Source organism: Micromonospora sp. WMMB235 (assembly GCF_001855515.1).
GTDB lineage: Bacteria > Actinomycetota > Actinomycetes > Mycobacteriales > Micromonosporaceae > Micromonospora > Micromonospora aurantiaca.
The window spans coordinates 5403463-5428474 of sequence record NZ_MDRX01000001.1 but is presented as its reverse complement, the minus strand read 5'-3'; the positions used below and the strand labels follow the sequence as shown (position 1 = coordinate 5428474).

26 protein-coding genes are annotated in these 25012 nt (G+C 74.2%); 12 read left to right on the top strand and 14 right to left on the bottom strand.

What is annotated here, in order from left to right; translation table 11 throughout:
• The first annotated feature begins 212 nt into the window (after positions 1-212).
• Positions 213-2243, top strand: coding sequence for a glycosyltransferase family 39 protein (locus BFV98_RS24130; protein ID WP_369830088.1), 2031 nt, complete (start codon positions 213-215; stop codon positions 2241-2243).
• Here BFV98_RS24130 and BFV98_RS24125 read toward each other — a convergent pair.
• Entirely contained in the window at positions 2218-3822 is a 1605-nt protein-coding gene (locus BFV98_RS24125) for a PAS domain-containing sensor histidine kinase (RefSeq protein WP_013475272.1), read from the bottom strand. The genes BFV98_RS24130 and BFV98_RS24125 overlap by 26 nt on opposite strands.
• Before the next feature lie 25 nt (positions 3823-3847).
• Positions 3848-4876, bottom strand: a complete 1029-nt coding sequence (locus tag BFV98_RS24120; RefSeq protein ID WP_030275110.1) for an SIS domain-containing protein — start codon at positions 4874-4876, stop codon at positions 3848-3850.
• Positions 4877-5061: 185 nt separating this feature from the next.
• On the opposite strand from BFV98_RS24120, the gene BFV98_RS24115 reads away from it, so the two are divergent.
• Positions 5062-6663: a tetratricopeptide repeat protein gene (locus tag BFV98_RS24115; RefSeq protein WP_071097863.1), complete on the top strand. Its 1602-nt coding sequence runs from the start codon at positions 5062-5064 to the stop codon at positions 6661-6663.
• Between the two features lie 87 nt (positions 6664-6750).
• Here BFV98_RS24115 and BFV98_RS24110 read toward each other — a convergent pair whose 3' ends face one another.
• Positions 6751-8349, bottom strand: a complete 1599-nt coding sequence (locus BFV98_RS24110; protein WP_071097861.1) for an MDR family MFS transporter — start codon at positions 8347-8349, stop codon at positions 6751-6753.
• 119 nt (positions 8350-8468) lie between these two features.
• Here BFV98_RS24110 and BFV98_RS24105 point away from each other — a divergent pair, with 119 nt between their 5' ends.
• Positions 8469-9044: a TetR/AcrR family transcriptional regulator gene (locus BFV98_RS24105; protein WP_013288368.1), complete on the top strand. Its 576-nt coding sequence runs from the start codon at positions 8469-8471 to the stop codon at positions 9042-9044.
• Between the two features lie 6 nt (positions 9045-9050).
• On the opposite strand, the gene BFV98_RS24100 is transcribed toward BFV98_RS24105, so the two are convergent.
• Both BFV98_RS24100 and BFV98_RS24095 read right to left on the bottom strand, forming a co-directional pair.
• Entirely contained in the window at positions 9051-9563 is a 513-nt protein-coding gene (locus BFV98_RS24100; RefSeq protein WP_013288369.1) for a GNAT family N-acetyltransferase, read from the bottom strand.
• Positions 9560-9775 carry a biotin/lipoyl-binding carrier protein gene (locus BFV98_RS24095; protein WP_013288370.1) on the bottom strand — a complete coding sequence of 72 codons (216 nt, stop codon included), beginning with the start codon at positions 9773-9775 and terminating at the stop codon, positions 9560-9562. The genes BFV98_RS24100 and BFV98_RS24095 overlap by 4 nt, the downstream gene beginning before the upstream one ends.
• Before the next feature lie 238 nt (positions 9776-10013).
• On the opposite strand from BFV98_RS24095, the gene BFV98_RS33110 reads away from it, so the two are divergent.
• On the top strand, positions 10014-10088 hold the full coding sequence (locus tag BFV98_RS33110; RefSeq protein WP_369752275.1) for a 50S ribosomal protein bL37: 75 nt from the start codon (positions 10014-10016) through the stop codon (positions 10086-10088).
• Positions 10089-10167: 79 nt separating this feature from the next.
• Here the strand turns inward: BFV98_RS33110 and rsrA are convergent, their stop codons facing one another.
• The 5 genes from rsrA to BFV98_RS24065 all read right to left on the bottom strand — a co-directional run bounded on the left by rsrA (position 10168) and on the right by BFV98_RS24065 (position 13517).
• Positions 10168-10455 (bottom strand): mycothiol system anti-sigma-R factor, encoded by a 288-nt coding sequence (gene rsrA / locus BFV98_RS24085; RefSeq protein WP_013288372.1) that lies wholly within the window; start codon positions 10453-10455, stop codon positions 10168-10170.
• Between the two features lie 2 nt (positions 10456-10457).
• The gene (locus BFV98_RS24080) at positions 10458-11267 is read right to left on the bottom strand and encodes a sigma-70 family RNA polymerase sigma factor (RefSeq protein WP_013288373.1); all 810 of its coding nucleotides are present in this window, start codon (positions 11265-11267) and stop codon (positions 10458-10460) included.
• Positions 11268-11495: 228 nt separating this feature from the next.
• Positions 11496-12107 carry an alpha/beta family hydrolase gene (locus BFV98_RS24075; protein ID WP_013288374.1) on the bottom strand — a complete coding sequence of 204 codons (612 nt, stop codon included), beginning with the start codon at positions 12105-12107 and terminating at the stop codon, positions 11496-11498.
• 97 nt (positions 12108-12204) lie between these two features.
• Positions 12205-12597, bottom strand: coding sequence for a WhiB family transcriptional regulator (locus BFV98_RS24070; RefSeq protein ID WP_013288375.1), 393 nt, complete (start codon positions 12595-12597; stop codon positions 12205-12207).
• A gap of 212 nt (positions 12598-12809) precedes the next feature.
• Positions 12810-13517, bottom strand: coding sequence for an SOS response-associated peptidase (locus BFV98_RS24065; protein ID WP_071097860.1), 708 nt, complete (start codon positions 13515-13517; stop codon positions 12810-12812).
• 102 nt (positions 13518-13619) lie between these two features.
• Between BFV98_RS24065 and aroA the strand changes: the two genes are divergently transcribed.
• The 4 genes from aroA (at position 13620) to BFV98_RS24045 (ending at position 17925) form a co-directional block, all read left to right on the top strand.
• Positions 13620-14921: a 3-phosphoshikimate 1-carboxyvinyltransferase gene (gene aroA, locus BFV98_RS24060; protein ID WP_047892768.1), complete on the top strand. Its 1302-nt coding sequence runs from the start codon at positions 13620-13622 to the stop codon at positions 14919-14921.
• A gap of 163 nt (positions 14922-15084) precedes the next feature.
• A complete protein-coding gene (rsgA, locus tag BFV98_RS24055) occupies positions 15085-16020 on the top strand; it encodes a ribosome small subunit-dependent GTPase A (protein ID WP_071097858.1) in 936 nt (311 codons plus the stop codon).
• A gap of 60 nt (positions 16021-16080) precedes the next feature.
• Entirely contained in the window at positions 16081-16899 is an 819-nt protein-coding gene (gene hisN, locus BFV98_RS24050; RefSeq protein ID WP_013288379.1) for a histidinol-phosphatase, read from the top strand.
• Positions 16900-16959: 60 nt separating this feature from the next.
• Entirely contained in the window at positions 16960-17925 is a 966-nt protein-coding gene (locus tag BFV98_RS24045; protein WP_030275121.1) for a hypothetical protein, read from the top strand.
• Here the strand turns inward: BFV98_RS24045 and BFV98_RS24040 are convergent.
• Complete coding sequence (locus tag BFV98_RS24040) at positions 17808-19076, bottom strand: glycosyltransferase (RefSeq protein WP_013475263.1); 1269 nt, start codon at positions 19074-19076, stop codon at positions 17808-17810. The two genes, BFV98_RS24045 and BFV98_RS24040, sit on opposite strands and share 118 nt — an antisense overlap.
• Before the next feature lie 192 nt (positions 19077-19268).
• Here BFV98_RS24040 and BFV98_RS24035 point away from each other — a divergent pair, with 192 nt between their 5' ends.
• The 3 genes from BFV98_RS24035 (at position 19269) to BFV98_RS24025 (ending at position 21647) form a co-directional block, all read left to right on the top strand.
• Positions 19269-20267 (top strand): SDR family oxidoreductase, encoded by a 999-nt coding sequence (locus tag BFV98_RS24035; protein WP_041784191.1) that lies wholly within the window; start codon positions 19269-19271, stop codon positions 20265-20267.
• Positions 20268-20323: 56 nt separating this feature from the next.
• Positions 20324-20995 carry an ATP-binding protein gene (locus BFV98_RS24030; RefSeq protein WP_082171333.1) on the top strand — a complete coding sequence of 224 codons (672 nt, stop codon included), beginning with the start codon at positions 20324-20326 and terminating at the stop codon, positions 20993-20995.
• Between the two features lie 79 nt (positions 20996-21074).
• The gene (locus BFV98_RS24025) at positions 21075-21647 is read left to right on the top strand and encodes a DUF5709 domain-containing protein (RefSeq protein WP_013288384.1); all 573 of its coding nucleotides are present in this window, start codon (positions 21075-21077) and stop codon (positions 21645-21647) included.
• Positions 21648-21651: 4 nt separating this feature from the next.
• On the opposite strand, the gene BFV98_RS24020 is transcribed toward BFV98_RS24025, so the two are convergent.
• Both BFV98_RS24020 and macS read right to left on the bottom strand, forming a co-directional pair.
• A complete protein-coding gene (locus BFV98_RS24020) occupies positions 21652-22284 on the bottom strand; it encodes a response regulator transcription factor (protein ID WP_030275127.1) in 633 nt (210 codons plus the stop codon).
• Between the two features lie 11 nt (positions 22285-22295).
• A complete protein-coding gene (gene macS / locus BFV98_RS24015) occupies positions 22296-23417 on the bottom strand; it encodes a MacS family sensor histidine kinase (protein WP_013475260.1) in 1122 nt (373 codons plus the stop codon).
• A gap of 115 nt (positions 23418-23532) precedes the next feature.
• Between macS and BFV98_RS24010 the strand changes: the two genes are divergently transcribed.
• A complete protein-coding gene (locus BFV98_RS24010; RefSeq protein WP_071097855.1) occupies positions 23533-24000 on the top strand; it encodes an ATP-binding protein in 468 nt (155 codons plus the stop codon).
• A 14-nt stretch (positions 24001-24014) separates the two neighbouring features.
• Here the strand turns inward: BFV98_RS24010 and BFV98_RS24005 are convergent, their stop codons facing one another.
• On the bottom strand, positions 24015-24953 hold the full coding sequence (locus BFV98_RS24005) for a ribose-phosphate pyrophosphokinase (RefSeq protein ID WP_013475258.1): 939 nt from the start codon (positions 24951-24953) through the stop codon (positions 24015-24017).
• Positions 24954-25012 lie beyond the last annotated feature (59 nt).

Genomic DNA, 25012 nt, shown 5'->3' with positions numbered 1-25012 from the left:
GCCCCGCACGACCACAGCTCCGCACTGTGATCCCACATCACGGGCCCACCACCCCCACATCGACCCCCATCCCCCTCCCCGCCCTCTCCCCCTCCCCGCCCTCTCCCCGCCCCCTCCCCGGTGATCAAGGAGTTAGCGTCCCCCAACCCACCACCCCAGGCCGCAATCTCCTTGGTCAACAAGCTCAACCCCACCCACCCGCTCCATTGATCATGAAGTTGGCGGGGACAAAAGGGACGGTGCGTGCCGTCAACTTCATGATCGACCGGGTCCGGGCGTGGGGCCGGGGCGAGGGCCGGGTCGGGGGGCCGGGTGGGTGGGAATCGGTGGAGCGGACGGGCGGGAAGGGCTGGGCGTGTGAGGCTGCGGGGGTGACGAGGTTCGCGCCCGCGTCCGTCCGCAGCCGGCCGGGTCCGGTGGTGTGGGTGATACCCGGACTGCTCACGCTCGCTGTGACACTGACCGGCATCGGGCACGCCCAGCCGTGGCGGGACGAGCTGGCGACCTGGAGCGCCGCCATTCGCCCGGTACCGGACCTGGTCCGGATGACCCGCACGATCGACGCCGCTACCGGGCCGTACTACCTGCTCGTGCACGGCTGGACCGCCCTGGCCGGCGCGTCGCCGACCGCGCTGCGGCTACCCTCCGCGCTCGCGATGGCAGTGGCTGCCGCGCTCACCGCCCGCCTCGGCGCGATGCTCGTCGGCAGTCGCGCCGGGCTGCTGGCCGGACTGCTGTTCGCGGTGCTGCCGGTCACCTCGCGGTACGGCCAGGAGGCCCGCCCGTACGCCCTCGCCACGCTGTTCGCCGTGCTGGCCACGCTGTTGCTGGTCGAGGCGCTGCGCCGGCCGACCTGGCGACGCTGGGCCGGGTACGCCCTCGCCGTCGCCGCGCTCGCCCTGCTCCACCTGATCGCGCTCACCCTGCTCGCCGCCCACGCCGTGGTGGTGCTGCTGACCGCCGCACGTGGCCCCGCGGCGGTCGTCGATCCGCCCGGCCGGTCCCGAGCCGAGATGCCCGACGCGAGCCGGCCATGCCGCAGACACCCGTGGCGTTCCACCCAGCCACGAGATCGAGCGCCGGTGGAACGCCACGGGTGTCACGGCGCCCCGCAGACACCCGCGGCGCTCCACCCAGCCACGAGATCGAGCGCCGGTGGAACGCCACGGGTGTCACCGCATCCCGGGAGCAGGGAGCACGGCACGGACGCGCCGGAAGCGGAACGGCAGGACGTGACCGGCGAGGCTCGGGAGGGGTCGGCGCCCGGCCGACGGGTGCTGGCCGGGTGGCTGCTGGCGCTGGTGCCGGTCGTCGTGCTCGTCACCCCACTGGCGCTGGTGGCGCGGGGGCAGCGTGGACGGCAACTCGACTGGGTGGACCCGGCGCGCCTGCCCGACCTGGCGGCGTTGCCGGGCGCGCTGGCGCAGAGCGGTGTCGTCGGCGGGTTCGTGCTCGCGCTCGCGGCGCTCGGCGCGGCCCGGCTGGGTCGCCGGGCGCTGCTGCCGGTCGCCGCCGTGCTGCTGCCGGTGGTGCTGGTCTTCGCCGCCGGAACGATTGTGCCGCTGTGGGTGACCCGCTACCTCGTCTTCACCGTGCCGTTCGCCTGTGTACTTGCCGGCGCCGCGCTGGCTGCCGCGCGGGTCACTCCCGCGCCGGCCCGAACGCCGGGAACAGCGACGCCCGCCGAACCCGAGCGCACGGCGACACCCGCCGCAGCCGGCCGCACTGCCGCGCCCGCGGAAGCAGAGCAAGGACCGACGTCGCCGCGCGGACGGATCGCGGCGGGAATCGCGGTGGTGGTCCTGGCCGGGCTGCTCGGGCTGCCCGACCAGGTGGCCCTGCGCCGTACCCACGAGTGGCCGCGCAGCGCACCGGTCGACTACGCGGGCGCGGCCGGGATCATCCGCGCCGAGCAGCGGCCGGGCGATGCGATCGTCTACTCGCCCCGGGACGGGTGGCTGTTCCCGGATCTCGGCATGGCGTACCACATGGGGCGGAGGCTGCCGCGCGACGTGCTCGTGGTCCGCGACCAGCGGCAGGACGCGAGCCTCTGGGCCGTGGAGTGCGACGACCCGGCGCGGTGCCTGGCCGGGGTGGACCGGGTGTGGCTGGTGGTCACCGGCCGCCGCCCCGACCCGCCGGCGGCGGTGCCTGGCGCGAAGGGCGACGCGCTGCGCGCGGGCTACACGGTGCGGCAGGTGTGGCCGCGGCCGGGGATCACGGTGGCCCTGCTCGTCCGGTGAGGCGGTCGGTGGTGCCGCGGGCCAGCGGTACGACGATGGCCGCCTCGGTGCCGCCGTCGGCGCCGTTGCGCAGGTCGATGGTGCCGCGCAGCTCGCCGGTGACGAGCGCCCGGACGATCTGGAGGCCCAGGTTGCCGCCGCGTTCGGCGTCGAACTGCTCGGGCAGCCCTCGGCCGTTGTCGGTGACGGTGACGTGCAGTTGCTTGCGGGCCCGGTGCGCGGAGACCACCACTTCGGGCCGGGGCGCGGAGACCACGGCCTCGGGCCGGGCCGCGTCCGCGGGCGAGGGCGAGGGCGAGGGGGCACCGGCCTCCTCGTCGGCCGGCGGGAAGCCGTGTTCGACGGCGTTGAGCAGCAGTTCGTTGAGCACCATCACCAGCGAGGTGGCGATCTCGGCGGGCAGTACGCCGAAGGTGCCGCGGCGGCGCATGCCGACGCTCACCTCGGTGGCGGCGACCTCGGTGGCGGCGCTGGCGACCCGGTCCACGATGCCGTCGAACTCGACCGCCTCGTCGCTGGACATGGAGAGCGTCTCGTGGACGAGAGCGATCGAGGCGACCCGGCGTACCGACTCTTCGAGCGCCACCCGCGCCTCGGGCATGGCGACCCTCCGGGCCTGGAGGCGCAGCAGCGCGGCGACGGTCTGGAGGTTGTTCTTCACCCGGTGGTGGATCTCCCGGATGGTGGCGTCCTTGGTGATCAGGGCGCGGTCGCGGCGGCGTACCTCGGTGATGTCGCGGACCAGCACCAGCGCGCCGATCGGCACTCCGGCGGGCATCAGCGGCAGCGCCCGGGTGAGCATGGTGGCGCCTCGCGCGTCGATCTCCCGGCGGGGTGGCGCCTCGCCGCGCAGCGCGGCGAGCACGGCGTTGCCCGCGTCGGTGCCTTCGAGGGGGTCGCCGGCGAGCCGGCGGTGCAGCTTGGCCAGGTCCTCCCCGACGAGGTGGGAGGCGTAGCCGAGGCGGCGGTACGCGGACTGCGCGTTCGGGCTGGCGTAGGTGACCTTGCCGTTGGCGTCGAGCCGCACCAGGCCGTCGCCGACCCGGGGTGCCGAGGTGGTCTCGCCGGGGTGCCGGGGCGGCGGGAACGTGCCGTCGGCGATCATCTGGGCGAGGTCGTCGGCGGTGGTCAGGTAGTTCAGTTCGAGCTGGCTCGGGGTGCGCGCGGTGGAGAGGTTGGTGTCCCGGCCCACCACGGCGATCACCTCGCCGGCTTCACCGTCGCCGGTGCGCAGCCGGACCGGGATCGCCTCGTGGCGGGCCGGGACGTCGCCGTACCAGACCGGGTCGCCCTCGCGCCAGATCCGTCCCTGCCGGTGGGCCACCTCCAGGTGGGCCACCTCGGCCCCGCCGACGATGCGCCCGACCTGGTCGTCCAGGTAGGCGGTCGGCGCGGTGGTGGGACGGACCTGGGCCACGCAGAGGAACGTGCCGTCACCGTCCACCGGCACCCAGAGCAGCAGGTCGGCGAAGGACAGGTCGGACAGCAGCTGCCAGTCGCCGGCGATCCGGTGCAGGTGGTCGATGTCGGCCGGGCGGAGCGCGGTGTGCTCCTCGGCGAGGTCACGGAGGGTGGACACGCCACACAGCGTGCCACGCCGGACCTCACATCGTCGCCGTGACCTTCTTCAAGCCGCGCGGCGCGTCCGGGTCCTCGCCCCGGGCCAGGGCCAGGGACAGCGCGAGCCGTTGCAGCGGCAGGATGTCGAGCAGCGGCGCGTACCGCTCGTCGACCTCGGGCACCGCCATCCGGGTCTCGCCGACCTCGGCGGAGCCGACCACGACCACGTCGGCGCGGCGTTCGCCGAGGCGGGGCAGCACCTCGCGCATCGACGTGCCGCCGGGGCCGGAGCCGACCACGGCGAGCACCGGGACGTCCGGGTCGGTCATGGCGAGCGGGCCGTGCAGCAGGTCGGCGCCGGAGAAGGCGAGCGCCGGGAGGTACGACGTCTCCATCAGCTTCAGCGCCGCCTCCCGGGCGGTCGGGTACGCGTACCCCCGGCCGGTGGTGACGAGCTGGGCGGCGAACCGGTAGCGCGGGGCGAGCCGGGCCGGGGTGTCGTCGGCGAGCGTCTGCGCGGCCAGCTCGGGCAGGCGGCTCAGGGCGGCGTGCTCCTCGGCGGGCAGCACGCCGTCGCCGGCGCGTACGCCCTCGATCAGCATGAGCAGCGCGAGCAGCTCGGCGGTGTAGGTCTTGGTGGCGGCGACCGCGCGCTCGTGGCCGGCGGCGATGTCGACGCTCAGCTCGGCGGTCTCCACCAGCGGCGAGCCGGGGTTGTTGGTGACCGCGAGGGTGAGCGCGCCGGACGCGCGGGCGACCCGCAGCACCTCGGCGAGGTCGGGCGAGCCGCCGCTCTGGCTGACGCCGACGACGAGCGCGTCGGAGAGGTCGGGCCGGGCGCCGAAGACGGTGATCGCGCTCGGGGAGGCCAGCCCGGCGGGCAGTCCGAGGCGGATCTCGGTCAGGTAGGCCGCGTAGAGCGCGGCGTGGTCGGAGGTGCCCCGGGCGGTGAAGACGACGTGCCGGGGGCGGCGTTCGGCGACGACGGCCGCCACCTCGGCGATGGCCGCCGCGTGCTCGGTGGAGAGCAGACGCTCGTAACCGGCCGGCTGCTCGTCGATGTCGGCGGCCATACCGGCCCCTGCTTGCGTCACTCCGGAACCTCCTTCTGCGCGTTTCCCGCGCGTTCGATGCTCAGTCTTGCACGTTTCAGTAGCCTCAATCAACGCAACGAGCAGGAGTGCGCAGTGGATCACTAACTGACGGAAGATCCCCTAGGCTTGCCCGGCTGACCGACCCGACCCGCCGAGAGGACGACGTGCCCGAGGACGACGCCGCGCTGTCGGCGGAGGAGGAACTCGCGCTGGCCCGGCTTGCGCTGGGCGAGGGCGACCTGCGGCACGCCGCCGACCACGTGGCCGCCGCGCTGGTCCGCTCCCCCACGCTGCCCGAGGCGCACGAGACGCTCGCCCGGCTGAACGCGGCCAGCGGCGGCGACCTGGACCTCTTCCCGCTCGGTCAGCAGGCGTTCGTCGGCGCCGTGGTGGCCCGCGCGCACCTGCTCGCCGCCGCCGGCCGGCCCGCCGAAGGGCTCGACCTGCTCGCCGCCGCCACCGGCTACGCGCCGGCCGCGCCCTGGGCCGCAGTGCCCTGGGTGACCGCCGCCGACCTGCCGGAACGCCTCGATCCCGAGCGCACCGCCCGGATCCTCATGCAGGTCTGCGCGGCGGCGCCGGACCCCGCGCCGCGCCGGCTGCGCGAGCCGCTCGCGCCGTACCTCACGCTGGCCCGCAACGCGATCACCGTCCATCCGGCCCATCCGCTGCTGCTGGGCGCGGCGTCCGCGCTGGCCCGGCGCCTCGGCGAGGTCACCCTCGCCGTCACCTGGGCCACCCGGGGGGTACGCGCACAGCCCACCAAACTCGGCGAGGTGTGGCTCGGGTACGCGTACCGCGGCGCCGGCCGGACCGCCGAGGCGCTCGCCGCACTGGAACGCGCTGTCGCGCTCGACCCCGACGACCTCGCTGTCTACGCGGACATCGCCGGCACGCTGGCCGACAACGGCCGGCTCGACGCGGCGCTGGGCTGGATCGACCGGGCACTGGCGAAGGACCCCACCTTCGACTGCGCGGTGCACACCGCGCACCGGCTGCGCTACCTGCGCGACGGCGACGTGGACCACCTGGTGGCGCTCGCCGACTTCGTCCGCGACCACCCGGACGACACGCACGAGCACGGTGACCTCGCCGAGTGCTGCCGGGGCCGCCCCTGGCTCGGGCAGGTGACCCCGGCCGGCGACGACACCCCGGCCCTCGACGGTCCCGCCCCCTCGGCGGCAGCGGTACGGCGGCTCCAGCAGCTCGCGCACCCGGCGTGGGCGCACCCGCCGGCCGCGTACGACGCCGCGGTCGGGCTCGCCACACTGGACCTCGCCGACCTGCTCGCCCTGCTGGCACACCCGCCGGAGGCACCGGCGACAGCGCTGGGCCGGGTGCTCGGCGGGCAGGATCCGGCACTGTGGACGCGCTGCGCGCAGGTCTGGGCCTGCCTCGGCCTGCTGCACCACCGCACCGACGAGCCGTGGGAGCTGTCGACCCGGCGTCGGGTGCTGGGGGAACTGGCCGCCGGTGATCTCGGCCCGGCCGCCGAGGCGGCGCTGTTCGCCCTGGTCACCGCCGCCTGGGTGCACCCGGACACCCGCGCCGACGTAGCAGCGCTGGTGTCCGGGCGGATCGCCGAGGTGGCGGCCGGGCCGATGCGGCGCACCCCGGTGGCGGTGTCGCTGGCGTACCTGGCTCGGGCCACCCCGGCCCTCGACCCGGCCGCACGTGCCACCGCCGACTCGCTCATCGCCGGCGCCGCCGGCGGTCCGCTGCGCCGTCTCTGGCGACGATTCACAGCCCTGTTCCGCCGGAACTGACCGCCGCCACTTCGCCGAAGTGGCGCGATCAACTCGCCCTCGAACCCGCCACTACCCCGAGCTGGCGAGCAGCGGGCGCGAGGCACGTCAGGCGACGGGGGCCTTGCCGAGCGCGGCCTCGGCCTCGTCCTCCGGTGTGGCGCCGGCCGGCGGTACGTCGTTCGTCGCGCGCAGCGGCACCTCCTTGATGAACCAGGCGAGCACCGGTACGGCCACCGTGAAGAGGACCGCCCAGAAGAAGACGTGCGAGATGGCGTCGGAGAGGCCGCCGAGCACCGCCTCGCGCATCGGGCCGGTGAGCTTCTTGAGTGCCTCCAGGTCCATCGCGCCGCCCTCGCCGCCCTCGCCGCCCGAGCCCGCGAACGCGGAACCGGCGGCCGAGTCGGCGAGGCGGTTGGCGAAGATCGCGCCGAAGAGGGAGACGCCGAACGAGCCGCCGATGGACCGGAAGAAGGTCGCAGCGCCGCTGGCCGCGCCGAGGTCCTTCTGTTCCACGCTGTTCTGCGCGATCAGCATCGAGGTCTGCATGAGGAAGCCCATGCCGACACCGAGCACGATCATGTAGATCGAGGACTGCGCCTTGCTGGTGTCCACGTCCAGCAGGCTGAGCAGGCCCATGCCGGCGACCATCACCACGCCGCCGACGATCGGGAAGACGCGGTAGCGGCCGGTCCTGGTGATGGTCCGGCCGACCACGAGCGACACCACGAGCATGCCGAACATGAGCGGGAGCAGCAGCAGGCCGCTGTTCGTGGCCGACGCCCCCTGCACGGTCTGCTGGTAGAGCGGCAGGAAGTTCATCGCGCCGAACATGGCGAAGCCGAGCAGGAACCCGATCACCGAGATCAGCGCGAAGTTGCGGTTGGCGAACAGGCTCAGCGGCAGGATCGGCTCCGGCACGCGCCGCTCCACCACCGCGAACGCGCCGAGGGCGAGCACCGCCAGCACGGCGAGGCCGAGGATCTGTGGCGATACCCAGTCGTACTCGTTGCCGCCCCACGTGGTCACCAGCACGATCGCGGTGATGCCGACGGACAGCAGCGCCGCACCCAACCAGTCGATCTTGTGCTCGGTGCGGTACTTGGGCAGGTGCATGGTGGTGGCGAGGATCAGCAGCGCCGCGCCGCCCAGCGGCAGGTTGACGTAGAACGCCCAGCGCCAGGAGAGGTTGTCGGTGATGAAGCCGCCGACGAGCGGGCCGGCGACCATGGCGATGGCCATGATCCCGGCGATCATGCCCTGGTAGCGGCCCCGCTCGCGCGGCGGGACCAGGTCACCGATGATCGCCATGACGCCGACCATCAGGCCACCGGCGCCGAGGCCCTGGACGGCACGGAACGCGATCAGCTCGGTCATGCCGGTGTCGGCGCCGCCGAAGACGCCGGAGCCGGACATGCCGCAGAGCGCGGAGCCGACCAGGAACACCACCACAGCGGTGAGGAAGACCGTCTTGCGGCCGTAGAGGTCGCCGAGCTTGCCCCAGATCGGCGTGGAGACCGTCGTGCCCAGCACGTACGCGGTGACCACCCAGGTGAAGTGGTCGGCGCCGCCGAACTCGAAGACGATCCGCGGCAGCGCGGTGCTGACGATCATGTTGTCGAGCATCGCGAGCATCATCGCGATCATCAGACCGAACAGGACGACCCGGACATTGGGTCTCGTGGTCACCTGGGCTGGTTGACTCATCGGTAGGCTCCCCCGCAGATCGGATGATCGACTTACTTGCCGCCCGGCTAGTTTGCTTACTAGCCGGACGGTAAGCTGATGGCGGGCGCACGTCAAGCGGATTGGAAGGATGTCGGCCGGTGAGGGAGACCACAGGTGGCACGCGCGAGCGGATCCAGGCCGTCGCCTTGGAACTCTTCACCGAGCAGGGCTACGAGAAGACGTCGCTGCGGGAGATCGCCGAGCGGCTGGGCGTGACCAAGGCGGCGCTCTACTACCACTTCAAGAGCAAGGACGAGATCGTCACCAGCCTGGTCGACGACCGGCTGCGCCGGATGGACGAGCTGATCGCCTGGGCCGCCGACCAGCCGCCCACCCTGGCCACCCGGCGCGCCCTGATCGGCAGGTACGCCGACAGCATGTTCGCCGGCGACCTGCCCCAGGTGATGCGCTTCTTCGAGCAGAACCAGACCGTGCTCAAGAGCCTCGTCGCCGGCCAGCAGATGCGGGACCGGATGATGCGGCTGGCGCACGAGCTGTGCCGGGGCGACGACTCGCCCGCCGCCCAGCTCCGCGCCGCGCTCACGCTGTTCGCGGTGCACAGCAGCTGGTTCGCGGTACGCGTGCCGGGCATCACCGACGACGAGCGCAAGCGGATCGCGCTCCAGGTGGCCGACGAGCTGCTCGCCAAGATCGGCGAGACCGGCCAGGGCTGAGCCGGTTCAGCCCGCCGCGGTCAGATCCAGCCGCAGGCCGCGCAGGTCGATGCCGGGCAGCGGCGTCCAGTCCTTCTCCGGGTACCTGACGAAACCGAGCCGCTCGTAGAGGCGGTGTGCGTTCGCCGCCATCCCGGCGCGGACGCAGATCACCACGGCGGTGCAGCCCAACTCCGTGGCGCGCGCCACGCACGCGGCCGCGAGCGCGGCGCCCGCGCCCCGGCCCTGCGCGGCCGGATCCACAGCGAGCATCCGGAACTCGGCCTCGCCCGGGCCGGCCAGTTCGGCGTACGGGGTGCCGGGCAGCACGAACGTCACCGCGCCGAGCACCTGGCCGGTGGCGTCGTCGACGGCCACCAGCACCTCGCCGGTCTCGGCGCGGCCGGCCACGTCGGCGAGCACCGGCGCGTACCCGCTCTCGTCCTTGAGCTGGCCGTCCGCCTCGTACGCGGCGACTGTCAGCCGGGCCACGGCCGGGAAGTCCGCCGGCTCGGCGCGGCGCACCCGCAGGCCGGTCAACCGATCTCCGCAATCAGGTCGCCGTCCTGCACCACGTCGCCCTCGTTGACGGCGAGTTTCTGCACCACGCCGTCGGACTCGGCGACCACCGGGATCTCCATCTTCATCGACTCCAGGATGACGAGGGTGTCGCCCTCGGACACCGTGTCACCGGCCGACACGACGACCTTCCAGACGTTCGCCACCATCTCGGCGCGGATCTCCTCGGCCATCTCGGCCCTCCCTCTCCCCGACAGCTCCCCGACAATCCTGCGAACGGTATCCAATCATGACGCCGGTCACGCCGGGCCGCGCACCACCGCCGCGCGCGATCCGCCCCGCCGCGCCCCGACCGCCGGCGACGGCACTAGCATCGTGCGGGTCGGCCACCGGCGAGCCCGGAGGGCCGCACCGCGACCTCCGCCGCGCCCAGCCGCGGACGGAACCGTGACCAGCACAAGGAGGCAGAGCATGGCGAAGAAGGCCCGCAAGAAGAAGGCCCGCAAGAAGAGCAGCGCCAACCACGGCAAGCGCCCCAACTCCTGATCATCCGATCAGGCGGCGCAGTCGCCGGACAGCGCAACGGCCCGGGTCCGTGATCGGACCCGGGCCGTTGCGTCGCTTGTCAGTCGGCCAGTTCGCGGGACTCGGTGCTCTCGAAGACCACCAGCTCGGTCAGCCGCAGGCGCAACCGCTCACGCAGCTTCTCCGGGGCCGCCTCGTTGCCGCAGCACCGGGCCACGAGCGCCTTGACCTCCTGCTCGATGCCGTACTCGCGCAGGCACGGTCCGCACTCGTCCAGGTGGTGCCGGATCAGCACCCGGCGCTCCTCGGCGCACTCCAGGTCGAGGTAGAGGTAGACCTCGGCGAGCACCTCGCGGCAGTCCGTCTCGTGCGGTTGTCCACAGCTCACGGTCACACCTCCCGGCCGGCGGCGGCGGTCGAACCCTTCTTCGACGAGGCGGCGCTGAAACCCCGCTCCGCCGCGTACTGCTCCAGCAGCTTCCGCAGATTACGTCGGCCACGGTGCAGACGGGACATCACGGTGCCGATCGGCGTGCCCATGATGTCGGCGACCTCCTTGTAGGAGAAGCCCTCGACGTCGGTCAGGTAGACGGCCAGGCGGAACTCCTCCGGCAACTGCTGGAGGGCCTCCTTGACGTCGCTGTCCGGCAGCCGGTCGAGCGCCTCCGTCTCGGCCGAGCGCAGGCCGCTGGACGTGTGCGACTCCGCCTCGGCGAGCTGCCAGTCGGTGATCTCCTCGGTCGGCGCCTGGATGGGCTGGCGCTGCCGCTTGCGGTAGGTGTTGATGTAGGTGTTGGTCAGGATCCGGTAGAGCCAGGCCTTCAGGTTCGTGCCCTGCTCGAACTGGTGGAAGGCGGCGTACGCCTTCAGGTACGTCTCCTGAACCAGGTCCTCCGCGTCCGCCGGATTGCGGGTCATCCGCAGTCCGGCAGCGTAGAGCTGATCGACGAAGGGCATCGCGTCCCGCTCGAAGCGGGCCCTGCGCTCGTCCGTCTTCTCGGTGGTCAACCGCACATCCCCTCGCGTCGGATGCTTTCCCGCCGAGGATACGCGTACCCACCTACCGGCAGATTCACTTCCGGAGTGTGTGCCGGTGCTCACGACCGACGCCGCCGCGGGCCACTCCGGCGCGTCGAGCAGCCGCCGGAGCTGACGCTCGTCCCGTTCGTCCCGTTCCCGGCTCCGTGTCTCGATCGGCACCGGTCACCCCCCTCGCGCTGGCTCTGTCGTCGTCCAAGGGAGATAACGCGAGTTGTGGGGCATGGCATTCCTCCGGCCCCACCCGATCCTGGTCCCGGCCTCGGCCGCGACCGACGCTGGGACCAGGAAGGGCCTGGGAGGGTGGCCCCGGCGCGCCCGAACCGGGCGGCCGGCACCAACCGGTGCAACGACCCGCCGCGGCGGACGGTCACGGCGCGCGCCGCCCGGTCAGGACGACCACCCGTGTACGCGCAGCCAGTCCCGCACCACGGCGGCCGTGCCGGCCGGGTCGCCGCGCAGGTCGTGGCGCTCCCCCGGCCGGACCACCACCTCGATGCCGGGGCCGGACTCGGGCACGCCGAACGGATCCCGGTCGCCGTTGACGACGAGCGTGGGCAGGCCGGTGAGCAGTTCCCCGGCCCGGGATCGCTCCGGTCGTCCCGGCGGGTGCAGCGGGAACGCCAGTGCGACGACTCCGGCCGCCCCGACGGCGGCGGCGGTACGGCACGCCACCCGGGCGCCGCTGGACCGGCCCCCGACCACCCAGTGGCGCACCCGCGGGGCACGCCGGCGCAGGTCGGCCAGCACCGCCGTCCACGCCTCGTCGAGGTGCCCGGCGGGAGCGGGCGCGCGTCGCCCGGCAACCCGGTACGGCTGGGTCACCAGGGCCACTCCGGCCCCGGCGGCGAGCACCGCGTCCCGGACGGCGGTCAGGTCGGGCGCGTCCACGTCACCGCCGGCGCCGTGACCGAGCACCAGCACCGTGGTGCCGTCGGCGGGTGGGTCGAACCGGAGCCGGGCGGGCCCCCGTGGTGTGTCGATCTCGTCGTCGTGCCGCACCGGCTCATTCTGCGCGGCCGGCCGGCCCGCCGGTGATCGGGCGCGGAAACGGACGTCGCCCGCGGCCTGCCGGAGCGGGCCACGGGCGACGTCGGGATCAGCTCAGCGGGACCAGCGTGAGCAGGCGGTCGCGCACCGGCGGACCGGCGTCGTCGAGCGCGTCCGGATCCGGCTGCACCTCGCTGCGCCAGGCCACCAGCATGGCGCGCCGCTCACGCGGCGTGGTGCCGCCCCAGACGCCGTGACAGTCGCCCACCTCCAGCGCCCAGGCCAGGCAGGAGCCCTGGACGTCGCAGGTGCGGCAGAGCGCCACCGCCGCGTCGGCCGGTTCGTTCGGTGCCGGAAAGAACGTCTCCGGATCGACGTTCTGACAGGTGCCTCTGGTGCGCCACGCGTCGTCCTGGCGTCGTTCGCTCAGCGCCCGCAGCAGTCGCGGATCGCGCCGCGCGGCGGCTACCTCGTGCGGACGCGGCATACGTGCCCGTGTCAATACACCCACCTCCCCCGTGGGAACCGGCGTAGATCTTTACAAGATCGATGGGTGTCATCCGCCCCGTGCGAACAGACGCCCATCACCGGCGCTGTGTTCTATCGCATTCGAATACGTAAGGACAAGAGTCTTCAATGAAACTGACTGAACGTCCGGGCGACTTTTCCGGCCCAACCCCGGCAAACGGGGCACGCAAATGTGGCGGAGCGTGATCAGAAGAGCGTCGGTCCGGCGGCCGTCCCGACACCCGCCGGAGCCACCGCGGCGATCAGCTCCGGGCCGTCGTTGCGGACGTCGCCGACGGCCCGGGACACGGGCCGGATCTCCAGCCCGGCGAGCAGGCCGGCGTCCGGCGGCTTGAGCAGCTCCGCCGGCTCCTCGGCCGGGCCGAGCCATTCCGCCCAGCGCTCCGGCGACAGCAGCAGCGGCATCCGGTCGTGCACCTCGGCCAGCTCGCCGACCGCAGCGGTGGTGAGCACGCTGAACGTGAGCCGGGCCGCGCCCGCCGACTCCCAGACCGACCAGATGCCGGCGAAGGCCAGGACCGAGCCGTCCCGCGGGGTCATGAAGTAGGGCTGGCGTCCGCCGTCGGCGAGGCGGACCCACTCGTACCACCCGTCGGCGGGGACCAGGCAGCGGCGGCGGGCGAAGGACGGCGCGTACGCCCGGCTGGTGGCGACCGTCTCGGCCCGCGCGTTGATCATGCGGGCGGCCCCGGCGGCGCTGCGCGACCACTGCGGGAGCAGGCCCCAGCGGCCGAGGGAGAGCAGCCTGTGCCCCTCCGGGCCGAGCCGGACCAGCGGCACCGGGTCGGTCGGCGCGACGTTGTAGTCCGGCGCCACCCCACCGGTCTCGTCGGCCGACTCGAACAGCGCGCTCAGATCGGCGGCGCTCCGGGTCGTGGCGTACCTCCCGCACATGGCGCCCACGCTAGCCGCATCCGGACGTTCCGGCTGTCCCGCCCAACGGGAGCAGCGGCGACGGGCGGTTCCACCGGCCCGTGAGCTTGGCAGAATGTAACGGTGAGCAATCCGACCGCGACGAGTCCGCCGCAGCCGTGGACCGCGCCGACCGCGAGCGACCCGGTCGCCGCGACGCTGCGCCTGCCCGGTTCCAAGTCGATGACCGCCCGGGCCCTGGTGCTCGGCGCACTCGCCGGCGGGCCGTCGACACTCGCCCGTCCACTGCGCGCCCGGGACACCGAACTGATGGCCGGTGGCCTGCGCGCACTCGGCGCCCACATGTCGATCTCGGACGACGACCGCTGGCTGGTCCGTCCCTACCCGCTGGCCGGCCCGGCGCACGTCGACGTCGGCCTGGCCGGCACCGTGATGCGCTTCCTGCCCCCGGTGGCCGGGCTGGCCGCCGGGCGGGTCACGTTCGACGGCGACCCGCACGCCCGGACCCGCCCGCTCGGGCCGCTGATCGGCGCGCTGCGCACGCTCGGCGTCCGCATCGACGCGCCAGCGGCCGGCAGCCTGCCGCTCGTCGTGCTCGGCGCGGGGCGGGTGACCGGCGGTGACGTGGTGATCGACGCCTCCGCGTCCAGCCAGCTCGTCTCCGGTCTGCTGCTCGCCGCGCCGCGTTTCGACAGGGGCGTCGTGGTCCGGCACGAGGGGCCGCCGGTGCCGTCCGCGCCGCACCTGCGGATGACGGTGCAGATGCTCCGCGCCGCCGGCGCCGCCGTCGACGACACCACGCCCGACGTCTGGACGGTCGAGCCGGGCCCGCTGTCCGGGCGCGGGTGGGAGATCGAACCGGACCTGTCCGGCGCCGCGCCGTTCTTCGCCGCCGCGCTGGTCACCGGCGGCGAGGTGACGCTCCAGGGCTGGCCGCGCAGCAGCCTCCAGCCGGTCGAGCAGCTCCGCGAGCTGCTGCACCGGATGGGCGGCGAGGTGAGCCTCGGCACCGACGGCCTGACGGTGCGGGGCACCGGCACCGTGCGCGGGCTGGACGCCGACCTCTCCGACGTGGGCGAGCTGACCCCGGTGCTGACCGCGCTCACGCTGCTCGCCGACGGCCCGTCCCGGCTCACCGGCATCGGCCACATCCGCGGTCACGAGACCGACCGGGTCACCGCCCTGGCCAAGGAGTTCACAGCGCTCGGCGCGGACATCACCGAGACCCGCGATGGCCTGGACATCCGGCCCCGGCCGCTGCGCGGCGGGACGTTCCGCACGTACGCCGACCACCGGATGGCGCACGCGGCGGCGGTGGCCGGGCTCGCCGTCCCCGGCATCGAGGTCGACGACGTGGCGTGCACCTCCAAGACCATGCCGGAGTTCCCGGCACTATGGTCGGGGATGGTGACAGGCAAGAACTGACAGCGGGGGGGACGTCCTGACGACGAAGCGGCGCGAGTACGACGAGGACGACGTCCGGGTACGACCGGGCCGGTCCTCGCGCCCGCGTACACGCACCCGGCCCCTGCACGCAGACGCCGTCGACGGCTTCGTCATCGCCGTCGACCGGGGCCGCTACACCTGTGTGATCCCCGGCGCCGGACCGGACGCGCCGCTCGTGACCGCCATGCGCGCCCGCGAGCTGGGACGCAAGTCGGTGGTGGTGGGCGACCGGGTGGGGCTGGTCGGGGACACCTCCGGTGCGCCGGGCGCGCTGGCCCGCATCGTGCGCATCGCCGAGCGGACCTCGGTGCTGCGGCGTACCGCCGACGACGACGAGACCACCGCCGAGGGGCGGCTGGAACGGGTGGTGGTGGCGAACGCCGACCAGTTGGTGATCGTCAGCGCGCTCGCCGACCCGCCGCCGCGTACCGGGTTCATCGACCGCTGCCTGGTGGCCGCGTACGACGCCGGCATCGAGCCGCTGCTCTGCCTCACCAAGGCCGACCTCGCCGGCCCGGAGGCGGTGCTCGGCTACTACACCGAGCTGGAGCTGCCGTACGTGCTGATCCGCCCGGACTCCGACCTGGCCGCGCTGCGGGCGCTGCTCGCCGGCCGGGTCTCGGTGATGGTGGGCCACTCCGGGGTGGGCAAGTCGACGCTTGTCAACCGCCTCGTCCCGGACGCCGAACGGGCGGTGGGCACGGTCAGCGCGATCGGCCGGGGCCGGCACACGTCGACCAGCGCGGTCGCGCTGCGCCTGCCCGCCGAGCCCGGCGCCGACGGCGACACCGGCTGGATCGTCGACACCCCAGGGGTACGCAGCTTCGGGCTGGCCCACGTGTCCGCCGAGAGCCTGCTGCACGGCTTCCCCGACCTGGTCGAGGCGACAGTCGACTGCCCGGCCAACTGCCCGCACACCGCCGACGAGGCGGACTGCGCGCTCGACGCCTGGGTGACCGCCGGGAAGGCCGACGCGCGCCGGCTCGCCTCGTACCGCCGGTTGCTGGCCTCCCGCAGCGGCGAGGGCGACCCGCGCGAGCCGGAGCGCAACCCCGGCGACCCGCTCGCCGGGTCCTGAGCGGCAGACCGGCGGCGACCCGCCGTCGAAGGCCGGGCCGCCGCCACTAGCGTGTCAGTCATGACCGGGTACGCCGACGACCTCGCCCTCGCCCACCTGCTCGCCGACGCCGCGGACGCCGTCTCCTCGGCCCGGTTCCGCGCGCTCGACCTGCGCGTCGAGTCGAAGCCGGACCTGACGCCGGTCTCCGACGCGGACACCGCCGTCGAACGGGAGATCCGGGCGCTGCTGGCCGAGCACCGTCCCGGTGACGGCCTGCTCGGCGAGGAGTACGGCGAGCAGCCGCCGGCCGGCCCCGACGGGCGGCGCTGGGTGATCGACCCGATCGACGGCACGAAGAACTTCGTCCGGGGCGTACCGGTCTGGGCCACCCTGATCGCGCTGCTGGAGCACGACCGGCCGGTGCTCGGCCTGGTCTCCGCCCCGGCGCTGGGCCGCCGCTGGTGGGGCGCGCTCGGCGCGGGCGCGTTCGCCGGCACCGGTCCGGCGGACGGCACGCCGATCCGGGTCTCCGGCGTGACAGCGCTCGGCGACGCGAGCTTCTGCTACTCGTCGCTGACCGGGTGGGAGCAGGCCGGGCGGCTGGACGCGGTGCTCCAGCTCATGCGCGACACCTGGCGCAGCCGGGCGTACGGCGACTTCTACGGCTACATGCTGCTGGCCGAGGGGGCACTGGACGTGATGGTGGAGCCCGAGCTGTCGCTGTGGGACATCGCCGCGCTGGTCCCGATCGTCACCGAGGCGGGCGGAATCGTCACCGACCTGGCCGGGCGGCCCGCCCCGGCCGGCGCCGACTCCGCCGACATCAGCGCCGTGGCCAGCAACGGGGCGCTGCACGACGACATCCTGGCCCGGCTCGGCCGTCCAGCCGAGCGCTGACCCGGGGGAAGCCTCTATCCTCGCCAGGTGGTTTCCTCCGGTTGGTGCTTCCTGGCGGCGATGATCATCGCGTACGGCTTCGCCAACCTTCTCCAGTCGGTCGCAGCCGCGCGGACCACAGTGCACCACACGTTCGATCCCGGGCTGCTGCTGCGCCTCGCCGGGCACCGGACGTACCTGATCGGCCTGGCCTGCCAGGTCGTCGGCTTCGTGCTGGCCTTCCTGGCCCGCCGTGACCTGCCGTTGTTCCTGGTCCAGGCCAGCGTGGCGGCCGGGCTCGGGGTGACCGCCGTCCTCGGCGTGCTGGTGCTCAAGTGGCGGCTGCCCGCAGCCGAGGTGGTGCTGCTGGTGCTGCTGTTCGCCGGCATCACCGCGCTCGTCCTCTCCGCCCAGCCCGCGCCGTCGCGGCAGCTCGGCACCGCCGGGCTGGTCGGCCTGGCGGTGGCGGTGGTCGCGATCGCCGCTTCCGGCTTCTTCGCCGCCCGGCTGCACGGCGCGCTCGGGTCGGTGGTGCTCGGCTCACTGGCCGGGATGGCGTTCTCCGCCGCCGCGGTGGCGGCCCGCCCGCTCGCCTCGGCCGGGTCGGTGGAGGCGTTCGTCCGTGACCCGCTGCTCTACCTGCTGATCGTCCACTCGGTGATCGGCCAGCTGCTGCTCGGGCTGGCCATGCAGCGCGGGTCGACCACGGCGGCGGTGGCCGCGATGGACGCCGCCGGCGCGGTACCAGCGGCGATCGTCGGCCTGCTGCTGCTCAACGACAAGATCTGGCCCGGCCGGGAGTGGCTGGCCGGGCTCGGCTTCCTGGTGACGCTCGCGGCGGTGGTCGGCCTGACCCGGTACGCCGAACCGCAGCACCACCACGCCGGCGCCCGCCAGAAGGCAATGGTGGGCGCCGGGATGGTGCCGGTTCAGGCCGCCTCGACCGGCCCGCGTTCGGAGACGACCACCTCGACCGGCGGCGTCACCTCGACCGGCGTCGGCTCGATCGGAGTAGCCGGGCGGCGCCGACCGATCACCCGCTCGTAGAGACGCTCCAGCGCGGCGGCGGTCCGTTCCCAGGTGTAGCTGCACCGGACCCGGTCCACCGCGGCGTGCCCGTACGCGAACCGGCCGGCGTTGTCCGACAGCAGCCGGCGCAGCGTGACTCCGAGCATGCGCACGTCACCCGGCGGCACCAGCTTGCCGGTCACCTCGTCCACCACCGCGTCCGCGATGCCGCCCATGGCGTAGCCGACCACCGGCACGCCGCAGGCCATCGCCTCCAGCGACACCCGCCCGGCCGACGCGTAGTGCGGCGTGCAGGCCACCAGGTCGGCGGAGCGGTACCAGGTGGCCATCTGGTCGTGCGGCACCGCGCCGACCAGCTTCACCTGCTCCGCCACGCCCGCCCGTTCGGCCAGCTCGCGCAGCCGGCGCGCCTCGGTGTGCCCGTCCAGCCGCTCCGCCGGCGGGCCGCCCGCGATCACCAGCTCCGCGTCACCGACCAGCCGCATCGCCCGGATCAGGTCGTCCTGGCCGTGCCCGGGCGCGAGCCCGCCGACGGAGAGGATCCGCGGCCGCTGGTCCCGCGGCGCCGCCTCGCCGTCCGGGTGGAACTGGCCGGTGTCCACCCCGGTCGGCACCATCGCCACCGACGTCCGTTGCAGGCCCATCCGGGTCAGCTCGTCGACCTCGTCGTTGCACTGGGCCACCGCCACGTCCACGGCCCGGGTCAGCGCCCGTTCCAGCGGGATGCGCTCCCCCGGCCCGCTGTACTCCCGGCCGAGGTGACGCAACTGCTCCACGCCGAGCGAGTGGAACGTCTGCACCACCGGGATGTCGGTCGCGCGTACCGCGTGGGCGGCCGCCAGCCCGCCGACCCAGTAGTGCCCGTGCACCACGTCGGGCGTCCAGTCCCCGGCCCACTGCCCGGCCAGCCAGCGGCCGTACTCGGCGACGAACGGGACCAGCTCAGCGGTGGAGAGCATGTCGGGCGGGCCGACCGGGACACGTTCCACCCGGTAGCCGTCGAGTTCGGTCAGGGCGGGCTGGGCGGACGCGGCACGACGCTCGTAGACGCGGACGTCATGGCCCCGGGCGGCGAGCTCCGCCGCCACGCGCGCAATGTGCTCCTGCGTCCCGACAGTGGGACCGTCGGTGGACGAGCCGGCGTGCGCGCATACAAGGCCGACGCGCATGGTGCACCTCCATGCGTTTCTCGCGAGCGGGGTCTCCGGTCAGAGCGTCCCATTAACCCAGGTCCGGTGCGTCCAAACCTGACAGATCGGGGTCACCCGGCCAGTGCGTCCCGTGGGCGGGACAGCCGACCGATGCCGATCACCGGCGAAAACGGTCGGCATGACCGCCCCGGCCCGGGGTACCGACGGGGAATGCCGCTGACCCGCAGCCTCTCCGACGCCACAGTCGTCATCACCGGCGCCTCCAGCGGGATCGGCGCGGCCACCGCGTACGCGCTGGCCCGCCGGGGCGCCGACGTGGTGCTGGCCGCCCGGACCGAGTCCGCGCTGCGCCGGGTCGCGTCGTTCTGCCGGGAACTGGGCGGGCGCGCCCTGGTGGTGCCCACCGACGTGACCGACCCGGAGGCGGTGGAGCGGCTGGCGGGGCGGGCGGTGGCCGAGTTCGGCCGGATCGACGCGTGGATCAACAACGCGGCAGTGGGCACCGTGGGGCTGTTCGACGAGATCCCGGTGGCCGAGTTCCGCCGGGTGGTGGACGTGAACCTGCTCGGCGCCGTGTACGGGACGCGGGCCGCGCTGCCCTGGCTGGGCGCGGCCGGCGGCGGGGTGCTCGTCAACAACGCCTCGGTGCTGGCCGAGGTGGCGATGCCGTACCAGTCGGCGTACAACGCGACGAAGCACGCGATCCGCGGGCTGGCCGACACGGTGCGGCAGGAACTGCGGGTGACCGGCCGGGGGAACATCTCGATCTGCACCGTGCTGCCCGCCACCATCGACACGCCGTTCTTCCGGCACGCGGCCAATCACTCCGGCCGGGAGCTGACCCCGCCGCCGCCGGTGTACCCGCCCGAGATGGTCGCCGAGACGATCGTCCGGCTGCTGCGCCGGCCCCGGCGCGAGGCGTACGCGGGCGGCGCGGCCCGGCTGATCGGGCTCCAGTGGCGGCTCGCCCCGGCGCTGGCCGAGCGCGTGCTGGGCTGGTACACCGCGCGCACCCAGTTCGGCCCCGGCGTACGCGACGACTCCACAGGCGCCGTGTTCACGCCGGACTCGGCGGCGGAGCGGACCGACGGATGGTCCGGCCGGCGCGGGCAGGTGCTGCGGCTGACCGCGGCGGTCGGGCTGGCCGCCGGCACGGCTGTCGGCACGGTGGCGGCGCTCAGCCGCCGGTCCCGGGCCGGCCGGCCGTGAGTCCCGTCGACCGGACCGGTGCGCGGGCGCGGACCGACGTGCACAATGGGGCGATCATGCCGACGGATGCGCGTTGCCTGGTGGAGACCGACGAGTCCTCCCCGACGGTCCGGCTGACCGGGGTCCTCGACCGTTCCGAGGTGGAGGCCGTACGGGACGCGCTGCTCGCCCGGCTGTGGCGGCACCCCGGGGTGCTGCTCGTGGACCTGTCCGGGGTGCGGATCCCCGACCCGGTGGCACGCGACGCGCTGGACGAGGTCTGCCGGGCGGTCGACGACTGGCCCGCCGCGCGGCTGCTGCTCGACCCGCACGGGCCGCCACCGGACGCCCCGCCCGAGCCGCTCGACGCCGAGCTGCCCCCGGTGGCCGAGGCCGCCCGGGAGGCGCGGGTTCTGGTGACCGGCGGCTGCGCCAGGTGGGGACTGCCGGAGCTGACCGAGCCGGCCTGCATCGCGGTCACCGAGATGGTCAACAACGTGGTGGCGCACGCGGTCACGCCGATGACGCTCCGGCTGGCCCCGCGCGGCGGCGCGCTGCACGTGGCCGTCCGGGACCACTCGACCGGGAGGCCCACGTACGGCGGGCCCGCGCCGGTGGACTCGGTGGGCGGGCGGGGGCTGCTGCTCATCGACACGGTGGCCCGGCGCTGGGGCAGCACGGCGCTGCCCGACGGCAAGGTGGTGTGGTGCGTGCTGTACGCCGAGGACGAGGCGGCGTACCGCAACTGAGGTGCTTTTCGCACTGTTTCTCCCGATCCACCCGGCCGGTCGCGGTTAGGCCGGGTAGCGCAGTGGGTAGTTCCCGGGCATGCGCGACGACGAGTACCCCACCCCCGTGTCCGATCCCGAGGCGGCGGGCCTGCCCGACACCGCCGACGACGACTCCACCGCGAACGACGACGTGCTGACCGGGCGCGAGGCGGACGGCCCCGAGCCGGCCCAGCTCCCCGGTGACCGCACGCCGGTCGCAGTGGACCAGTTCGGCACCACGGCGGAGGAGCAGCTCGACGGCGAGTCGCTGGACTACAAGCTCCAGCGCGAGCAGTACGAGCGCCCCGCCGACGACCCGCTCGCCGGCCCGGTCGACCCGGACATCGCCGCCGAGGCGGACAGCGAGGAGGCCGCCGCGCAGGCCCAGCTCGACGCCGACGTGATCGACCCGGGCCCGGTCTCGGACCCGCACTCCCCGGTGTCGGTGTACGACCACGGCCAGCTCGGTACCGTCGCCGACCACCAGGTGGGCCGGCTGGTCGAGCCGGACGAGGGCGCGCACACCGACCAGGAGACCGACAACGTCGCGTACGACGCGGGCGCGGCCGGTGGCGGGGCCAGCGCGGAGGAGCTGGCGGTGCACGAGACCCGGCCGCCGGAGGCGCGCTGACCGCTCAGTCGTCCAGGCCCCGCTCGATGGCGTACCGGGTCAGCTCGACCCGGTTGTGCAACTGGAGCTTGCCCAGGGTGTTCTGCACGTGGTTCTGCACGGTCCGGTGGGACAGGCTCAGCCGGTCGGCGATCTGCTTGTAGGACAGCCCCTTGGCGACCAGACGCAGCACCTCGGTCTCCCGTTCGGTGAGCCGGGGTGCGTCGTCGTGCGGGGCGGGCGGCTCCGCGGCCAGCCGCCGGTACTCCCCCAGCACCAGCCCGGCCAGGCCGGGCGTGAACACCGGCTCACCGGCCGCCGTGCGGCGCACCGCGTCCAGGAACTCCGCCGGTGCGGCCGACTTGATCAGGTAGCCGGTGGCGCCGGCCTTGACCGCGTCCAGCACGCCCTGCGGCTCGCCGCTGGCCGAGAGCATGAGCACCCGCACGTCGGGCAGCGCGGCGCGCAGGCCCCGGATCACCTCGACGCCGGAGATGTCCGGCAGCTGGAGGTCGAGCACGACCAGGTCGGGACGGGCCGCCGCGGCCACCCGTACCGCCTGCCGCCCCTCACCGCTGGTCGCCACCACCTGGTGGCCCGCCTCGGTGAGGTCACGGGCCACACCCTCGCGCCACATCGGGTGGTCGTCGACCACCATCACCCGGATGCTCACCCGCGGCTCCTCGGCACGACCAGCTCGATCTCGGTGCCGGCGCCGGGCGCGGAGACGATCCGCACCTCGCCGCCCAGGTCGGCCACCCGGCCCCGGATGGACTGCGCCACCCCGAGCCGCCCCTGCGCGGCGGCCTCCGCCAGCCGCCCCTCCGGGATGCCCGGTCCCTCGTCGCGTACCGAGACGGTCACCGTCTCCTCCTCGTCCTCGATCAGCACCCAGGCCCGCCCGCCGGCGTGCCGGGCCACGTTGTCGAGCGCCGCGCCGACCGCAGCGCCCAGCTCACCGGCGGCCCGCGCCGGCAACGGCACCGGTGTGGCGGGCGCGGACACCACGACGGTGGCCGAGGCGTACCTGTCGATCAGGTCGCGCAGATCCTGCTCGTCCCCGCCCGGGTCCGGCGGCGCGCCCGCCCGGCCGATCAGCGCCCGCAGCGCCGCCTCCTGCTCGCCGGCCAGCCGGGCCAGCTCGGCCGCCTCGCCGTCCAGGTCCGCGCCGCGCCGCCGGACCAGCGCGAGCACCTGGAGCACCGAGTCGTGGATGTCGCGGGCCAGCCGTTCCCGCTCGCGGGTGGCCGCCTCCAGCTCCACCGCCCGCTGCAACCGCTCCTCCGCCTGCACCGCCAGCCGGGCCACGTGCCCGACCACCACGCCGGCGAGCAGCATGAGGATCGCCCCGGTCAGCGCGGACGGGCTGATCCGGTCGCGGGTGGCGAGGTCGGCGCCGCCGAGGACGATCGCGGCCACCGCGCCGCGCCGCCGCCCGCCGGAGACCGCCCAGGCGAGCACCGGCCCGGCCAGCCAGGCGGCGGTCAGCATCGGCACCCCGGCGGCGAGCGCCGCGCGGCCCACCACCCAGGGCGTGACCAGGATGATCGCCAGCACCACGCCGAGGTCGGCCAGGAGCAGCGGCCAGCGCCGCCCGGCCGGACGGCCGTAACCGGCCGCCGTCACGCCGCTCCACGCCAGCATCGCCAGCAGGACGCCGCCCGCGGCGACCGGGTGCGCGTAGCGGTCCGCGTCGCGCAGCACGACCAGTCCGACGTACGCGAGCGCGGCGAAGCGGAACACCGCTATCGATCGCCAGAAGGGGCCCTCGAGGCCGGAGGACGACGGCATGTGCGACACCCTGTCACAGCCGGTCCAGGGCACCCCGGGCGGTGCGGCCCGAGAAACCCTGACGTACGGTGGAAATGCCGCGAAAGTCGTCGAGAACCATCGTCGGGACGGGGTCATGACAGACGCAGAACTCCCCGCACCGCGTACGGTTGTGCCCATCGAACCTTCCCTGCTTCTCGCCACGGCTTTCGACCAGGCGCAGGTGACCGGGCTGCGGCACTCGGTCACCTCCTGTGCGCACGGCTCGGGCCTGTCCGGCCAGCGGCTGGACGACTTCGTGCTGGCGATCAACGAGCTGATCACCAACGCGGTCCGGCACGGCGGCGGGCAGGGCTGGCTGCGGCTCTGGGAGCGGAACGGCGAACTGGTCTGCGAGGTCGCCGACCACGGGCCAGGGATCAGCGAACGGCGGCTGCGCGACCGCGAGCGGCCCGCGCCGGACACCGCCGGCGGCTGGGGCCTCTGGCTGGCCCGGGAGCTGAGCGACGCGATGGAGGTGGAGACCGGCGACGCCGGCACCGTCGTCCGGATCACCGCCGCGCTCGCCACCCGCCAGCCCGCCACCGGCCCGCTGGACGGCTGACCCCGCCGCCGGCGTCAGGCGAACAGGGCGCTCACCGACTCCCCGTTGTGGATCCGCCGCATCGCCTCGGCCAGGGCCGGCGCCACCGACAGCACCTCCAGCTTCGGCACCCGCTTCTCCGCCGGGATCGGCACCGTGTTGGTGCAGACGATCTCCAGGACGCCCTCCTGCCCGCCCAGCCGCTCCAGCGCCCCGCTGGAGAACAGGCCGTGCGTACAGGCCAGCCGGATCGAGCGGACCCGCCGCTCCCGCAGATGCGAGATCAGCTCGATCACCGTGCTGCCCTTGGCGATCTCGTCGTCCAGCACGATCACGTCCCGGTCCGCCACGTCACCGATGATCGTGCTGATCTGCACCCGGTCGTCGCTGAAACGCTGCTTCGCGCCGGCCGCCACGGGCGTACCCAGCATCCGGGCGAACGCCGCGGCCTCCTTGGCGTTGCCCAGGTCCGGCGAGACCACCACCGCGTTGCTCAGGTCGTACCCCTTGAAGTGGGCGGCCAGTTCGCGCAGCGCGTGCAGGTGGTCCACCGGGACGCTGAAGAAGCCGTGCACCTGCGGCGAGTGCAGCGTCATGGCCAGCACCCGGTCCGCGCCCGCGGAGGTGAGCAGGTCGGCGACGAGCCGGCCGCCGATGGAGATGCGCGGCGCGTCCTTCTTGTCCGAACGCGCGTACGCGTAGTGCGGCAGCACCACTGTGATCCGGGCGGCCGACGCGCCGCGGGCCGCGTCGATCATGAGCAGCAGCTCGACCAGGTGCTCCTGCACCGGCGGCACCAGCGGCTGGATGAGGAAGACGTCGCGCTCCCGGCAGTTCGCCTGCAACTGCACCTCCAGGCAGTCGTTGGCGAACCGGGACACCCGTACCGGGTGCAGCGGGACGTGGAGGTGGGCGCAGATCTCGGCGGCGAGGTCGGGATGGGCTGATCCGCTGAACACGGCAATGTCACGCACGTCTGATGATCGTACGGGCCGCCGGAGGGAGACGGTGGACGCTCGCGGCGGGTACGGTG